The sequence below is a fragment of the Alistipes sp. ZOR0009 genome (assembly GCF_000798815.1).
In the GTDB taxonomy this organism is placed as follows: domain Bacteria; phylum Bacteroidota; class Bacteroidia; order Bacteroidales; family ZOR0009; genus Acetobacteroides.
The window spans coordinates 18,341-35,600 of the sequence record NZ_JTLD01000030.1 but is presented as its reverse complement, the minus strand read 5'-3'; the positions used below and the strand labels follow the sequence as shown (position 1 = coordinate 35,600).

The 17,260-nt window shown below is 44.6% G+C and carries 9 protein-coding genes; 4 read left to right on the top strand and 5 right to left on the bottom strand.

From position 1 onward, the window contains the following. Window positions 1–230: 230 nt before the first annotated feature. The gene (locus tag L990_RS09245; RefSeq protein ID WP_052180874.1) at window positions 231–1,499 is read left to right on the top strand and encodes an MFS transporter; all 1,269 of its coding nucleotides are present in this window, start codon (window positions 231–233) and stop codon (window positions 1,497–1,499) included. 5 nt (window positions 1,500–1,504) lie between these two features. Next, window positions 1,505–2,458 carry a tRNA dihydrouridine synthase gene (locus L990_RS09240; protein WP_047447949.1) on the top strand — a complete coding sequence of 318 codons (954 nt, stop codon included), beginning with the start codon at window positions 1,505–1,507 and terminating at the stop codon, window positions 2,456–2,458. Window positions 2,459–2,460: 2 nt separating this feature from the next. Here L990_RS09240 and L990_RS09235 read toward each other — a convergent pair whose 3' ends face one another. From L990_RS09235 to L990_RS09215, 5 genes are all read right to left on the bottom strand, one after another. Next, the gene (locus L990_RS09235) at window positions 2,461–3,165 is read right to left on the bottom strand and encodes a 2-phosphosulfolactate phosphatase (RefSeq protein WP_047447948.1); all 705 of its coding nucleotides are present in this window, start codon (window positions 3,163–3,165) and stop codon (window positions 2,461–2,463) included. Window positions 3,166–3,243: 78 nt separating this feature from the next. Then, window positions 3,244–5,967 carry a PAS domain-containing protein gene (locus L990_RS19210; RefSeq protein WP_081981660.1) on the bottom strand — a complete coding sequence of 908 codons (2,724 nt, stop codon included), beginning with the start codon at window positions 5,965–5,967 and terminating at the stop codon, window positions 3,244–3,246. A 140-nt stretch (window positions 5,968–6,107) separates the two neighbouring features. Beyond that, the gene (locus tag L990_RS09225; protein WP_047447946.1) at window positions 6,108–7,304 is read right to left on the bottom strand and encodes an NADP-dependent isocitrate dehydrogenase; all 1,197 of its coding nucleotides are present in this window, start codon (window positions 7,302–7,304) and stop codon (window positions 6,108–6,110) included. Window positions 7,305–7,394: 90 nt separating this feature from the next. Beyond that, a complete protein-coding gene (locus L990_RS09220; protein WP_047447944.1) occupies window positions 7,395–8,732 on the bottom strand; it encodes a citrate synthase in 1,338 nt (445 codons plus the stop codon). A 21-nt stretch (window positions 8,733–8,753) separates the two neighbouring features. Next, the gene (locus tag L990_RS09215) at window positions 8,754–11,018 is read right to left on the bottom strand and encodes an aconitate hydratase (protein WP_047447941.1); all 2,265 of its coding nucleotides are present in this window, start codon (window positions 11,016–11,018) and stop codon (window positions 8,754–8,756) included. A gap of 342 nt (window positions 11,019–11,360) precedes the next feature. Here L990_RS09215 and L990_RS09210 point away from each other — a divergent pair, with 342 nt between their 5' ends. Next, window positions 11,361–13,973, top strand: coding sequence for a DUF5686 and carboxypeptidase regulatory-like domain-containing protein (locus L990_RS09210; RefSeq protein WP_047447939.1), 2,613 nt, complete (start codon window positions 11,361–11,363; stop codon window positions 13,971–13,973). A 234-nt stretch (window positions 13,974–14,207) separates the two neighbouring features. Then, a complete protein-coding gene (locus tag L990_RS09205; RefSeq protein ID WP_197057268.1) occupies window positions 14,208–17,174 on the top strand; it encodes an AsmA family protein in 2,967 nt (988 codons plus the stop codon). Window positions 17,175–17,260: the final 86 nt, after the last annotated feature.

Genomic DNA, 17,260 nt, shown 5'->3' with positions numbered 1-17,260 from the left:
ACTGAATAGAGCATCTGACTACGGATCAGAAGGTTTCAGGTTTGAATCCTGACGGAATCACTAAGGCATCCTAAACAGATGCCTTTTTTCTTTTCTGACCTATCGCCACAACACTAGAAACAGGCTGAATAATAGGCCAATTTACAAGCCATACTACTTTTGCATCTCAAAAAAAGGTACTTTTGTTCGTTTTTGAGATTCCATACAACAGAACCCAACGCAGAATGTAAATGCAGGAGAAAAGCATCACATCGCACACCTACAATAAGTTAAAAGCCGGATTTATCTCGCTCAGGTCACCCAACTTTCGCAAATTTTTCATCGGACAAACAACCTCCTTTATTGGTTCTTGGATTCAGAATATTGCAATGGGTTGGCTTGTGTATCGCCTCACAGGATCAATAGCCCTTCTTGGCGTTGTTAGTTTTAGCTCTCAAATCCCGTCACTACTGGTCACCCCTTTTGCTGGGGTATATGCTGATAAGCTAAATCGAAAGAAGGTAATGCTCATTACCCAAACCGTAATGATGTCTAATGCGCTACTTTTCGCAATACTCACGCTTACCAACACCATTACAGTCTGGTTTATCATCCTACTTTCGGTCATAAATGGCATTATAGTTGCCTTTGACACCCCCTTTCGGCATTCAATCCTTTCGGATCTGCTAGAACAAAAGGAGCACCTCTCCAATGCTGTCGCTCTAAATTCGATTATGGTTAATACCTCAAGACTTGTTGGCCCTGCTATCGCCGGCTTTTTAATAGCACAATTTGGAGAAGGGATATGCTTTCTAATAAACAGCCTTAGCTTCCTAGGTATTATCATCTCTCTTTTAACGCTTAAAATAGAGATAAAACCTAATAAAAATAACAATTTTAGCCCCAAAGCAATACTTAATGAGCTGACAGATGGAATCAGGTATGCTCGAAGCAATGCTGGTTTTAAAAAGATCTTTCTGATTGTATTTTTAAGCAGCCTGCTATGCCTCCCCATTCAGAGCTTTATGCCGGCATACGCTAAAGACATTTTTCATGGCAACTCCGAAACCCTTGGTGTTTTTTCAGGGATGTTTGGATTAGGAGCACTTATTGGAGCAATTATACTTGGACAAATCAGCAATCCGTTGAAATTGGTTAAGATGATTGGAATTGCGGGCATTATGCTCAGCGGAGGAATTATTCTTTTTTCCAACTCTAGCCTCCTCTATGTAGCCTACCTTGCGCTAGCCATTGCTGGATTTGGAATGATAAACCAGTTTGCTTCATCGAACACCATTATACAAGTATTTGCTAAAAGCGAGTATCGAGGACGGATGGTTTCTCTTTACAATGTTTCATTCCTGGGATTAACGCCCATCGGAAGCCTTATTCTTGGCTTTGCAGCACAGCACATCGGTCTTAAAACAACCATGACTATTTCTTGCATAATATTTATGGGAGTATCAATAAGTTTCCTTTTTAGGCATAAATTTGTAAAACATAAAATTCAATACCAGTAACAAGTATGAAGCTATACCTTGCCCCAATTCAAGGCTTCACCAATAGCACTTTCAGAGAAATAATTGTACGTAATAACGGCAATGTTGATAAGGTGTTTAGCCCTTTTGTTGATGCCAAACGCTATCGCAAAGAGGGTGAAAAGGTGATGAAAGACATTGTAAGGTCTGTAGGAAAACAGCAACAGCTAATTCCTCAAGTGCTAGGAAGCACCCCTTCCGAAATTGTGGCCGTTTTAGATCGGTTTAAGGAGCTAGGGTTCGAAGAAGCAAATATCAACATGGGCTGCCCCTTCCCTCCGGTAGCCAACAAGCAAATGGGCAGCGGGTTAATTCCATTCCCCGAAAAGATAGATGAAATACTAGCAGCAGCCCTTCAGGTTGGAATAAGAATATCTGTAAAAATAAGGCTTGGATGGATTAATAATGATGAAATAGAAGCCGTTATCCCAATACTAAACAAGTACGATCTCGAAGAGGTTATTATTCACCCTCGAAATGGCAAGCAGCAATACAAAGGAGAGGTTGACCTTGAATCATTCGGCAAAATAGCCCCAACGCTCAAGGCCAAGGTTTGCTACAGCGGAGATATTACAAGCCTCGAAGGATTTGAATCATTAAAAAGCAAATTTCCCTTTGTTGATTCTTGGATGATTGGGCGTGCTGCAATATCAAACCCTTTAATATTCAAATCGATTGAAGAAAACTCCAATAGGAGTAGAAAAGAAATTGCCGCTGCTATAAAGCAAACGCACAACGAGCTTTATGCTGAATTTTCAGAAACGCTGAGCGGCCAAAGCCATTTAATGCATAAAATAAAACCCTACTGGGACTACTTCGAAGCCATTTTCCAACCCGAACTGAGGCAAATGGTAAAAAAAGCCGTTAAGGCGGGCACTGCTAACAACTATCAGGCTGCAGTCAACGACCTTTTTGCCAAAGCACTTCGCGAGTTCGAATAACGTCATACTCTAATTGTTGTTCCATCAAAAGATGGGACAACATTACGCTTATTTACCTGCAAGCAAAAATCAATATCGGCTATAAAACCCTTATCGGCCAAATATTGGTAGTGAGTACCCTTCGATAAAAATTCTTTCAGATTTTGCCTATTTGCAGTATAAAGAGATTTCAGCATATAAGCTGCATCAGAATAGGTGATGGACGCTAATAGCTCCATTTCGTATAATATACCTCCTGCACACACCGAATCCTCCAAAGAGATCTGATTTTCCGACCCGCTGCACACAAAAACTACGTCATTAGCACCAACAACCTGCCTTGCTACCGCAAACAGGTTCAAAAAAGCTCCCACATATATCTGTGAAGCAGCAATAGCCCCTTTCAATGCTCGAGTTCCATTGGTGGTCGTTATCCAAATTTCCTTACCAGCCACCTTTTCGGGGATGTAGCTCAGGGGTGAGTTATCCAGATCAAAGCCATCAATAACAACCCCATCTCTTTCCCCTCCAATGAGAATTTCAGCGTTTTGCTCTTTTGCGCTTCTCGCTTCATCAACAGATTCGACAGGTACAAACGAAGCTCCTCCATTGTACAGGCCTTCAACAATAACGCTTGTGGCTCTAAATGCATCAATAACCACCACCGTTTTGCCCTTCAAATCATAATCCGGAAGCAATCCAGCATGCAATACAACATCTACATTCATAGTTTCTCTCTTTAAAATACTAAAATAGAAAAGGGGACCGCAACTCCGTCCCCTTTTCCTATAAATGTAGCTAATATTTTAAGCCTCGTGATTCTCCTTGATCTTAGCAAACTCAGATACATCAACCTGAACTCCCAGCAATCCTTTTTCCTGCTTCGTGTCAATAAAGAACGGCATTTTGGTTGTTTTAAGAATTCTAGTAGTACCATCAAAATGCTCCTCATGAACATACGATTTTTCTTTCCCTTCAATAACTTCAAGCTCCGAATCGTATATTCCTTTTGCAGTGTCGTAATCGTAAAAATCAAAATCGCTCTTACCTAAAAGTTCTTCTGGATTAAGGCCATGAGCATGGGCAACCGCCGAATTGATAACAACCAATTTTCCGTCCCTGTCTTTAACAAAAACTTTTAAAGGTAAGTTATCTATTATATTTGAGTACATCGTTTTAATGTTATCGGCATCAACAGTAGCCTGCTCCATTTGCGCCAAATTAGCCTTCATCTCTTCATTCTGAGTTTGAAGTTCCATCTCCAGCATCTTAATATCGGTAATAACCTTTGAGATACCGAAAGATCCAACAATCTTACCATCGGTAGCAACTAGAGGCATTTTGGTTGTAGAAACCCACTGCTCGCGTCCATCATCCCAACGTTCGCGAACCACCTCATTGATAATTTTCTTACCTGTTCTAACAATCTCCATTTCTTCTTGGTAAGACTTATTGGCATGTTCGGCAGAGTGAAAGTCAAAGTCGGACTTACCAACCAGCTCGGCTGCGCAACCAACTTTAAATAGCGGAGCCATAGACTCACTCACTCGAATAAACTTACATTCCTCATCTTTAAAGTAAATGAAATCGGGAATACTAGAAAGGAGGGCATCCAATAAGTATTTTTCCTTTTCAAGCGCCTTTGTGATGTTGTCATTTTCACGAGCCCTCTTCTCCAACTCCTCTTGAGTTGCCTGAAGTTCCTCCAGATTCTGACGCATTTCCTCTTCCTGCGAAGCCATTTGCTCGGCCTGTACCTGCGATCTTTCGAGCAAAGCCGACGTACGTTCATTAACACGAACGCTAGTTATCGTTGATGAAATGCTCTCTGCTATCTTCTCTATAAACTGAATTTGATACTCTTCGAACTCCTTAAAAGAGGCTATTTCAATAACACCATTAACCTCCTCATTCAGTTTAAGCGGTACAAGCAGAAGATTCCTTGGATTTTCCTGCCCTAATCCCGATGTAATCTCAAGATAGTCGTTTGGCATCTCCTTCAGAAGAATTGGTTGTCTTTCAAAGAAACAGCGACCAATCAATCCTTCCTCCAACTCTACTCGTTTTTGTTGCATCTTACGACGATTGTAGGCAAAGCAAGCCGTCATCTCAAGATACTTATCGTCATTATCGTCATTCAGGACAAAAATTCCCCCTTGAATAGCATCCACATACTTCACCAAATTCTTAACAACATCAAACGACATTTCCTTGAGGTTATCGTGGTTGTTACGGAGTATCTCCGAGAAATTTGCCATTCCCTCATTTGCCCAATGCGATTTCTGACTTTCGATTTTTTGAGTTTCCTCTATATTTTTAGCCTTTACCAAGCTCTCCTGCATCCCAAGTAGTGCAATACCGAGCTTATCAGTGTCACTCGAAGGACGAAACTCTCCACTTAAATTTCCATCGCCAATCTCTTTTGCAAAGCGCGCAGTTTCGTTTAGGTTATCAATCAAAACATTAATAGAAGAGGTCATCTCCCCTATCTCATCCTTTAACTCATATTGCAACTTTAAATCTTCCGAAATCTGTCCACTTGAAATTTCTTTCAATGCCACAATAGACTGCTGTATTGGCGTAAAAAACTTACGGAACATTCTATTTATTAGCACATAGGCTATAACCAAACCCAGTATTGCAGCTAGCAATATAACCAGCAAAGAACCGGCACCTGAAAAAATTGCCGATTTAGGAAGTAGCAGTATCATTTTAGCACCTAAACTCTCTTCTAACGAAGAATTTACCACAGCAATGTAACGCTCATCTCCAATCGTTATATAACGGTTCTTATCAACAAAAGATGCCATAGAAACACCTCTATCAAACCCTTTAACTGCTGAACCTAGAGAATTACCGACCTCCACAGTGGTATTGGACGCCATCACTTCGTCAGATTCATTTGCAAGAATGTACTTAAGTGTAGATTCGGCTTCTGAGAAAGAATTTAAAACTTTGTCCAATGAGATTAGAATCCCAAATTCAACAGAAGCCCCATCTGGCAGCTTATGGCTATTCACCACGGCAAGATATCCCTTCTTATCTGCAGAAGAAACAACAATTCGAGTTTTCTTATCGCCCTTAAGATCGGCTATATTTACACCAACTCCTGCGACTAAACCGCTAGAAATGCTGGCTTTGCTTCCATTACTAAGAACATAAAACTTCTTTTCTTGAGCAGCATTAGTTGCTGATACAAATAACGTCTTGCTGGCAAGATCGTTATTAAAAACCTCCATTCCTCTTAAAATGGTCGAATCGCTTGGAAGAGCCGCAGAAGATTGCCCTATAAGCGTATTCGAAAAAACATTTAGCACCTCCGTTGCATGCTGAATTTCGTCACCAATACGACTTGTTGCTAATAAACTTTTATCGCTGATTTTTTCCTTACTGCTCAAATAGTTGACACGCTTAATCTGCGAATAAAACACAACCCCAACAAGCACAAAAAACACCAATAATACTGTAAACATCACAGTCGCAACTTTCTGTCGAACAGAATAGTTGGAAACACGTAGTCTTGAAATCATATCAACTCTTAGTTAATCCCTTATATGTAAAACGTTGGAAAATTAGCTCTTTTATAATTCTTCATGACATACACGTCCCATTTTTTGTGCAAAAAAAGCCTCAAAAGAGGCTTTAAAATCAAGTCTGTGCAACTTCTTTCCTAAATGTTTTTTGCTATTTCGTCCAAAAACTCTTCTGAATAAACAACCCTTAGGGCTGGAGGAGAACAAATGGCCGCAAGATCACCTGTCATTACTCCGCTCTCTATCGTCTGCACAACCGCTTTTTCCAACTTTTGAGCAAACAGAATAAGCTCTGGAATACCATCCAACTCTCCCCGTTTTGCCAAGGCACCAGTCCATGCAAAGATTAGCGCTACCGCATTTGTCGAAGTCTTTTCTCCTTTAAGATGCTTGTAATAGTGACGTTGAACGGTACCATGAGCAGCCTCGTACTCAAAATAGCCTTTCGGCGAAACTAAAACAGAAGTCATCATTGCCAAAGAGCCAAATGAAGAGGCAACCATATCGCTCATAACATCTCCGTCATAGTTTTTGCAGGCCCAAAGAATTCCACCTTCATGCTTCATAATTCGAGCGACAACATCGTCTATCAACGTGTAAAAAAACTCTATGCCAGAGGCTTTAAACTTATCTTTATACTCTAGGTTAAAAATTTCCTCAAAGATATTCTTAAAGCGCTGGTCGTAGATTTTAGAGATGGTGTCTTTAGTTGCAAACCAGCAGTCTACTTTCTGATCAAGAGAGTACTCAAAGCAGGAACGTGCAAAACTAGCAATGGAAGCATCCGTATTGTGCATACCTTGAATTACACCCGCTTCTGCAAAGTCATGAATTAGCTCACGTTTTTCAACGCCATGCTCATCTGTCACTACCAACTCGGCCTTACAACCTGCTTCTACATAGAGTTCTGCATTTCGGTAAACATCTCCGTACGCATGACGTCCAACAACTATCGGTTTCACCCACGAGCGCACAGACGGCTGAACATTTTTCACCATAATAGGCTTTCTAAAAACCGTCCCGTCGAGCATTGCCCTAATTGTTCCATTGGGAGATTTCCACTGCTTTTTAAGCTTATACTCCACTACCCTATCCGCATTCGGTGTAATTGTTGCATTCTTTACTCCAACACCATATTTAATGATTGCCTCAGCAGCCTCTACTGTAACCCTATCGTCTGTCCTATCCCGATTTTGAATACCTAAATCGTAGTATTCCACCTTTAAATCGATAAACGGCAATATCAACTTTTCCTTTATCAGAGGCCACAGTACTCTGGTCATTTCATCACCGTCAAGCTCTACCAGCGGTGTCTTCATTCTTATTTTTTCCATCAAGCGTTGTTCATTGTTAGATTAAGCGTCAAAATTTCATCTACATTTAATTGCTAGAGGAAGTTTTGAAAGTATAGTTCTTGTAGTAGGTTACTTCCTTTGGGTTAAAGGAATATACGAAGCATCTTCCGCCAGTGTTTTGTATGCAGGACGTATTATACGCTTGGCGCTAATCATCTCCTCTAGACGATGAGCACACCAGCCTGCTATACGAGCCATTGCAAACATTGGCGTATAAACAGCCACAGGAATATCGAGCATACAGTAAACAAAGCCCGAATAAAAATCTACATTTGGAGCGATAACTTTTTCTCCCTTTATCTCGTGGAACACTTTTGGAGCCAATCGTTCTATTGCATCGTACAGATTATACTCATCCAACCTGTTTTTTTCAATGGCAACTTCTCTAGCCTTCTTCTTAAGCACAACAGCTCGCGGATCAGAAAGCGTATAAACAGCATGTCCCATTCCGTAAATTTTCCCCGAACGATCGTAGGCCTCCTTTCGAAGAATTTTTGCTAGGTATTCCTCTATCTCCTTTTCATCTGCCCAATTCTTGATATTACGCTTAATGTTGTCCATCATCGCCATTACCTCGCTATTAGCCCCACCATGTAATGGCCCTTTAAGGGAACCTATGGCTGCTGCAATAGCCGAATAGGTGTCGGTTTGCGAAGAGCTAACCACGTGAACCGTGAAGGATGAGTTGTTTCCGCCTTCATGTTCGGCATGAAGAACCAACGCTAAGTCAAGAATTTCAACTTCTAGAGGCGTATACCTATTGGCCCCTTTGAGCATGTACAAAAAATTCTCCGCATGGCTCAAATCCAATCGAGGATGGCGAATTACCAACGTTTTGTGCATATAGTGGTAGCGCATACCATGAAAAGCATGTGCGATAAGCGTTGGAAATTTTGCAATAAGACTAACCGACTGGCGAAGTATATTTTCGGTACTAATATCATCAGCATTATCATCGGTTGTATAAAGAGCCAACACCGAACGTGCAAGCATATTCATTATATCCTTACCCCTAAACGAGAGTATTATATCTTTTGTAAAATACTCGGGCAACGAACGCTGCTCCTTCATGTATTCTGCAAATCGTTCAAGTTCATCTCTTGAAGGAAGCTTTCCAAAAAGGAGCAAATAAACGGTCTCCTCAAAGCCTCTTCGCTTTTCTGTCAGATACCCTTCAGCTAAATCCTTGATGTCAATACCTCTGTACGTCAGCTTTCCGTGGGCAGGTACATTTACGCCATCAACTTTTTGTACACCCGATACAGATCCAATGTTAGACAAACCAACAAGAACTCCCGTGTGATCAGCATTGCGAAGACCTCTTTTCACATCGTACTTTACGAAAAGATCATTTTCGATTTCAGCAGCTTGCTCGGCTAAGCGAGTCCAATTAGAAAAGTCGCTCATAGCTATTCGTTTTAATAGATTTTACTTTTGGCTATTTCTTATAAGATTGAGTGCCGAACCTGCCTTAAACCATTCAAACTGGTTTTCATTGTAAGTTTGTGCTACCTCAAAAGATTCGGTTGTTCCGTCTCTATGAGTTAGAACAACTGTAAAGTTTTTGGATGGATGAAAAGACTCCAGACCAAGAATATCAACAATATCATCCTCCCTTACCCTATCGTAATCAGATTTATCAACAAAGGTTAAGGCCAACACCCCCTGCTTTTTCAGGTTTGTTTGATGTATCCGAGCAAAAGACTTGGCTAGAATTACAGCAACTCCAAGATATCGAGGTTCCATCGCTGCGTGTTCGCGCGAAGAGCCTTCGCCATAATTTTCATCTCCAATAACTATAGACTTGAAACCCGCATCACGATAGGCCTTAGCGGCATCAGGAACTGGCACAAACTTATGGTCTAGCTGGCTCTTAACGCTATTCGTATGACCATTAAAGAAGTTTGTCGCTCCAATAAGCATATTCTGAGAAATATTCTCAAGGTGTCCGCGGTATTTCAACCACGGTCCAGCCATGGAAATATGATCGGTCGTACACTTACCTTTTACCTTAATAAGTAAGCGAAGGCCTTTAAGGTCTTTCCCATTCCAAGGTTCAAAAGGTTTAAGTTCCTGCAATCTCGAAGAGGCAGAGTCAATGCTAACATCCACTTTCGATCCATCTGTAGCAGGAGCAACATAGCCATTATCCGCAACATCAAAACCACGAATGGGCAGCTCAAATCCTTGAGGTTCATCAAGTCGAACATCCTCTCCCTTTTCATTTTTTAAGGTATCGGTAAGCGGATTAAACTTTAAGCTGCCTGCAACGGCCAAGGCTGTTACAATTTCGGGCGAAGCCACAAATGCAAAGGTGTTGGGGTTGCCATCATTTCGCTTGGCAAAATTTCGGTTGAACGAGGTTATGATCGAATTCCGCTCTCCCTTATCCGCATTATGACGCGCCCACTGACCGATACATGGACCACACGCATTAGCCAGAACTACACCTCCTATCTTGTCGAACACATCCAAAAGGCCATCTCGCTGCATGGTATATCGAATCATCTCCGAACCAGGAGTTATTGTAAATTCACTTTTTACCTTGATATTCTTTTGGGCGGCCTGGGCTGCAACCGATGCCGCACGTGTAATATCCTCGTATGACGAATTTGTACAAGATCCAATTAGACCCACCTCAAGCTTTTCTGGATAACCATTCTCCTCAACTGCTTGTGCAAACTGCGAAATTGGCCACGCTTTATCTGGAGTAAACGGACCATTCACGTAGGGTTCCAACTCCGAAAGATTAATTTCAACAACCCTATCGAAATACTTTTCAGGGTTTGCGGCAACCTCAGAATCTATCCGTAAATCATCCTTTATTTGAAAAGCCAAATCGGCTACATCCTTTCGTCCTGTGGCTGTAAGGTACCTCGCCATGCTATCATCAAATCCAAAGATTGATGTTGTTGCACCAACTTCGGCCCCCATATTACAAATGGTTCCCTTTCCGGTCGCTGAAATAGAATCAGCACCTTCTCCAAAATATTCAATAATAGCATCCGTTCCTCCATCAACAGTAAGAATACCGGCCAACTTTAGGATGATATCCTTTGCCGAAGTCCAACCATTCATCCGTCCTGTCAGCTTCACACCTATGAGCTTCGGGAACTTCAACTCCCAAGGCATACCAACCATTACATCAACAGCGTCAGCACCACCAACGCCAATGGCAACCATTCCTAGCCCTCCAGCATTCACGGTATGAGAATCTGTTCCAACCATCATTCCGCCTGGAAATGCGTAGTTTTCTAGAACAATTTGGTGAATGATACCTGCGCCCGGCTTCCAAAAACCAATACCATACTTATTGGATACCGAGGCCAAGAAATCGTACACTTCCTTATTTGTTGTTTCTGCATCTTTTAAGTCGGCTTCAGCGCCTAGCTTTGCCTGTATAAGGTGATCGCAATGAACAGTAGTAGGTACGGCCACCTTGGTTTTACCTGCACCCATAAACTGTAGCAGGGCCATCTGCGCAGTAGCATCCTGCATGGCAACCCGATCTGGGTTAAAGTCAACATACGATTCTCCCCTTTCTAAGGGTTGTTTAGGAAATGCACCATCAATGTGCGCATAAAGAATTTTCTCGGTTAGCGTGAGTGGTCGCCCCAGCAGGGCTCGTGCCTGCTCTACCTTCGCTGGAAGAGCTGCGTACACCTTCTTGATTAGGTCGATATCGAACAGCATTGCGTTGTAGTTTTTAGTTTGCCTATAAGTTTTACTTTCTACTTAACAAACCTTAAAGGATAAAGTTTAAATCGCTGATAACCTTAATTGTGTGAAACAGAAAACAACGTAAAACCACAAAAGGCCTCTAGGCGTATTTTAAAGGCCATTACAACCTGTCCAAACATCGTATTTTCAGATGTAAAAAGAGATGCGCATTCCCTCTGTTAAAAAGAGAAAATTATTTTAACAGAAGACGATACGCGGTAAAAATCAATGCAATAAAAAAGTTAACATTGCGTTTATAATTCAATTGCTTATAAAATATTGCTAAAACGTAAAATACAACTACTTAAAAACAGTATGAGAATTACAAGAAACACCACATATGCACTACTTAGCATAGCAGCAGCTGTTTTCTCCTTAAAAGCCAACGGACAGGTTCTTGGCAAGGTTTCCAACTCCAAAGGCGAACCAATTCCTTTTGCATCGGTATATATAAAGGAGATAATGCAAGGAGCTCCAACCAGCGAAAAAGGAAGCTACATACTCAAGCTCAAGCCCGGAAGCTACAACATAAACTTTCAGGCAATTGGGTACAAGCCTCAAAACAGGTCCATCCAAGTAGACGATAAGGCGGTTACGCTAAATGTAACGCTCGAAGATGCAACCTACGAGCTAAAGGAGGTGGTTGTCTCCAGCAAAGACAATCCTGCCGATAGAATAATGAGAAAGGCCATTACCAACGGACAAATATTCAAGAGCAAGCTCTCGTCTTACACTTCCGATGTCTACTTTAAAACCAACCTGAAGATTACCAAATTCTCCAAAATTGTTAAGTGGTTGGTTCCTAAAGAGCAAAAGTTACCTGTCGAAGGAAAAACCTACACCATGGAGATCGTAAATAAGCTCTCCTACAAAACACCCAACCAGTACACGCAGAAAACCATTTCCATGCGTACCAACTTCCCCGATGATGACTTTAGCATCCCCGGCCTTAGCATATACCGCAACAACATTTACAACGAAACCTTCTTTGGCGCAGCCTCTCCTTTAGGACGCTCGGCCTTTACCTTCTACAAGTTTCAGTTGGTTGGCTCGTCGCAGCAGAACGGTAACACCACCTACAAAATAGCATTCTCCCCACGAAAAAGTGTCGGATCCTACTATAGCGGCACATTGTACATCGTAGACAATGTTTACAACATAACCAACGCCGAGCTAACAACCACCAACACCGGTATTAAGTACGTTTTCTCGATAAGCTACGAAATGATAAACGGCACCATTCCAATGCCAACCACCATTTCGTCAAAGATGAGCGGCAACATCATGGGCAACATTTTCGGTTTTGCCATGACATCATCCGCCAAGTACACCTCTGTCGAAACGAAGGGTGCTGCCGCTCCTAAGGTGGTAGCTGCTGCCACAAAAAAGACAAAAAAGATAAGCAAGAAGGAGGTTCAAAAAAGGGAGACCATCGAGAAAAAAATAGAGGAGCTCTCCAGCAAAGACAACCTCTCGATGAAGGAAATGCGACAAATGACCGCCCTTATCGAAAAGAAGGAGGAGCTCGATGACACGCTAACCAACCTCGAGGAAAGCAGCATGAAGGTTGTTAAAGATTCCCTCTTCAACACCCAAGACTCCACCTTCTGGAATCAGGTACGCCCCATTCCTCTATCAGACGAAGAGATAAAGTACAGCCACGAGTCCGACTCCATAAGCGCCAAAATACCCAAAGGCGTTGCCGCACCCGTAGACACCACCAAGAACAAGGTTAAATGGAGCGCCAGCTCTGCCCTTATAGGCGGAACCATATACCAAAAGGGCTCAACAAGCGTAGGTGCCACCGGCTTTGTGTTTGGCAACTCCAGCTACTTTACCCCTGTTGACGGGTTTACCCTTGCCAACAAGTTCGAGTTCCAAACCATGCTAGACACCAACCACCGCCTCAACATTGCCGTAAAACCGATGTACTCCTTTGCCCGAAAAACGGCAATGGGCAACGCCGGCCTGCGCTACGACTTTTCCCCCCGACATAAGGGCTACTTCACCGTAACAGGAAGTATCGCCACCACCGACCTCAATCCCGAACGCCCTATAGACAAACTTCCCAACACGGTAGCGGCGCTCTTCTTTAAGGAGAGCTACCTAAAGACTATCGACACCAAAGGTATTTCGGCCGCAGTGTCGTACGAGGTTGCCAACGGCCTAAACGTAAAGTTGGGTAGCACCTTTAACAGCTATACCTTGCTCGATAACCAAACCAACTTCTCGTTCCTCTACAAGAATGCGGTTTACGACTCCAACAAGCCAAGCAACCTATTCGACGATGGCAGCAGCCTTAGCTCCTACCGCCAGGCATCGCTTTTGCTAAACGTAAGCTACACCCCATCGCCCCGATACAAGTACGACTACCGAGGCTACAAGTACTACACCTCGGCCAACAAGCCCACCTTTAACCTTAAGGTTAAACAGGGAGTTGGCGCATACCAAAGCGTAAGCCACCACACCCAGCTCGAGCTGGGCGTACAGCAGCACGTAAGCGTACACATGATAAACAATCTAAGGTATACCGCTAAGGCGGGTACGTTCTTCAACAGCGGCAACCTGCAGCTTACCGATTACTACCACCCCAACACGGTATACATTCCATTTGGATTTACCACCTCCGAAAACGCCTTTATCCTGATGCCGTACTACAAGTACGCCACTCCAAAGTCGTACGCCGAGGGGCACGCAACCTACGAGGCGCAGGGCCTACTGCTTAAATACCTGCCCTTCCTATCCAAGAAGATGTTTACCGAAAACGTATCGGTAGGCGGCTACGTCACCAAACGAAACGTATGCTACACCGAGGTTGGCTACGGCGTAGGTAACATCCTAATGATGGGTGGCGTGTCGGTAGCTGCCAGCTTCGAAAACGGCAAGTATAGCGGATGGGGCATCAAGGGATACATCAACCTACCCTAGCCGCTAGGTAGGCCAACGGTCGGAGCAGCCAAACCTGTAGCCAAGAGTTTTTTCTACAGACCTATAAACTCTGACCGTTTTTTACTAGTTTTGAACAATTAGCATCAAAAATTAAGGTTTAGTAAGCTGGCTGCTGGGCAAAACGCACCTATCTCTTTAGTTATGTGTAGTAAAGCTCCAATTATATAAAAAGGCATGCCAGCGGCCTACCCATCAAAAACAATAATTACTAGTATGAAGAAAAAGCTTCTTATCATTTTAGGCAGTTTCGTTGGAGTGCTATTTTTAGCCGTGCTGTTTTTACCCTACCTATTTAAGCCTTCGATTAAGCAAGCTGCGGATAAATTTATCGCCGAGAATATCGACGCCGACGTGGCATTCCCCAAAGACGGCCTCAGCGTTGGCATGCTACGGCACTTCCCCAACTTCACCTTGGCCCTCGAAGATTTGAGCGTGGCCGGGCGCAACGAGTTTAAGGGCGACACCCTTGTCCGCCTAAAAAAGCTCGAGGTTACCGTAAACGTCATGGCGCTGGTAGCCGGACGAATCGAGGTAAAAAGCATCATCCTCAACGAGCCTAAGCTCAACGTAATCGTCCTTCCCAACGGCAAGGCCAACTACGACATCTACAAGGCCAAGCCCGATACGGCCCAACCCGAGGATACCACCAAGGGCAAACCCGTAAAGTTCCGCCTCAAGAAGCTTTCGCTCGAAAACGCCGACATCATCTACAGCGACCAAAAATCCAAGATGTTTGCCAGCGTCAAAAACCTATCCATTACCGGTAAGGGCGACCTGGCCGAAAACGTATTCGACCTCGCCACCAAGCTTACCGCCGACAAGGCCACCGTGGCCATGGGGGGCGTAGAGTACCTGTCCAACAAATCCCTCGACTTCAACTTCGTGGTAAACATGGACATGAACAACAACAAGTACACCTTTAAGGACAACTCCATTAAGATAAACGACTTCAACTTCGGCTTCGACGGCTGGGTGCAAATGGCCCAAAAGAACATAAACATGGACGTTCGCTTCAAGGCCCTCGACAACTCCTTCAAGGGGCTGCTATCGCTAGTTCCTGGCGTATACACCGAGAGCTTTGGCGACATCAAGGCCGATGGCGAGTTCGACTTTAGCGGATACGCCAAGGGAACCTTGCGCGATAGCCTCCTACCTGCCTTCGGCGTAAAGCTGATGGCCAAAAACGCCTCGTTCAAGTACCCCAAGGTGCCCGATGCCATTAAGGACATCAACATCGACCTCAACGTCGACAACAAGGATGGCCTCATCCCAAGCACCGCCATCAGCATCAACCGCTTTGCCTTTAAGATTGGCAGCAACCCATTCGATGGGTACCTAAAGGTGGCCAACCTAAAGAACTTCCCCGTAGATGCCAAGGTTAACGCCCGCCTTAACCTCGGCGAGCTTACCTCCGCATTCCCCATCGAGGGCATGACCATCAAGGGCGTATTCGACCTCGCGCTTAACGCAAAGGGCGTGTACAACGACAAAACGGGTGAGTTCCCCATCCTCAACGCAAGCGCCAAGCTGGCCAACGGCTTTGTTCAAAACAAGCTGCTGCCCACCCCGCTCGAGAACCTCAACTTTGCCATGACCGCCACCAACACCACCGGAAAGGCAGAGAACACCCTCGTTCAGATCGGCACTTTTAAGATGCTCCTCGCCGGCGAAAACCTTAACGCCAGCGGCAGCATCCGCAACATAAAAGACCTAGCATGGGATATCAAGGTCCTTGGAGGCGTAGACCTCGAAAAGATCGCCAAGATTTTCGATCTAAAGGACATGACCCTTAAGGGAAAGGTGAAGGCCAACCTCGCCTCCAGCGGAAAGCTTTCCGACGTTACCGCCAAGCGCTACAGCAACGTAAAAGCGTCGGGTACCATGAACGTATCCAGCTTTAGCTTCCTCAGCCCATCCTTTAAGCAGGGCGTAAGCATCAGCAGCGCAGCGGTAATATTTACCCCAGCCTCCATCAGCCTCACCAAGTTCGAGAGCAAGGTAGGCAGCAGCAACATCTCCGCAACGGGAAGCATCACCAACTACATGGGATTCCTGTTTAAGCCAAACGGCGTGCTTGGGGGCAACCTTAACGTCAACATCCCCACCTTTAACGCCAACGAGTGGATGACCCCAGCCGACAAGGAGGCCGTTGCCAAGCAGCAAGCTGCGCAGCCAACCAAGTCCGACTCCTCCATCGCCGTATCCATGATCCCTAAGAATATCAGCTTCGATATGAAGGCCCACATCGGCAAGTTTACCTACGACAACGTCGTTGCCGACAACGTAAACGCCACCGTATCCATGGCCAACGGTATAATGACCATCAAAGACGCCAACATGGGCATCATCGGTGGACAGGTAAACGTAAAAGGTAGCTTCGACTCCAACGTCAAGAAGCCTAAGTTCGACCTCGACCTCATCGTTAAGGCCGTATCCGTACCCAAAGCCTTCGAAACCTTCGAAACCGTTAAGAAGTACGCCCCCATCTCCCAATTCTTTATGGGAAATATGGACCTCAACTTCAACCTAAAGGGCGATTTAACCAAGGATATGGCCCCAGAGATCACCACCATGAACGGAGGCGGCCTTATCAAGCTCCTTAGCGGAACCCTTAAGGATACCAAGTTCACCTCGCTGATGTCGCAGTACACCAAGTCCAGCGCCGCCAACGCCTTCAACGAGTTTAAGGAGATCGTCATGTCGGCCGCCCTTAAGGATGGCAAGATGTCCGTTAAGCCATTCGACATCTCCATCAACGGCCGTAAGACAACCGTAAGCGGCTACACCGCCCTCGACGGCAACATCAGCTACAACCTCGACATGGAGGTGCCCGCCAACGCGGTAACCAAGCAGATGACCAGCGCCCTTAGCCGATACCTCGGCAAGGAAACCGGATCGCAGGACATGAAGGTCACCCTAGGCCTAACCGGCACCTACGCCAAGCCCTCGCTTAAGCTCATCAACGTAGCCAGCGCCAACGGCAAGCCGCTTCAGAACGAGGTAAAGGAGGCCGTTCAGGACAAGGTAAAGGCCGAGGCCACCAAGGAGATCAACAAGCAGGCCGACAAGCTGCTTAACAAGGTACTTGGAGGCAACAGCGCCGACACCGCCAAAAAGAGCACCAAAAAGCAGCTCGAAAATGCTGCCAAAAACACGCTGAATAAGCTATTCGGAAAATAAAGCACGCCACACGTGCCCACCAGGCCCCCTAAGAGCAATCTTAGGGGGCCTTCTTTTTTTAAGGCTTCGCCGGATGTCGCCTCTGG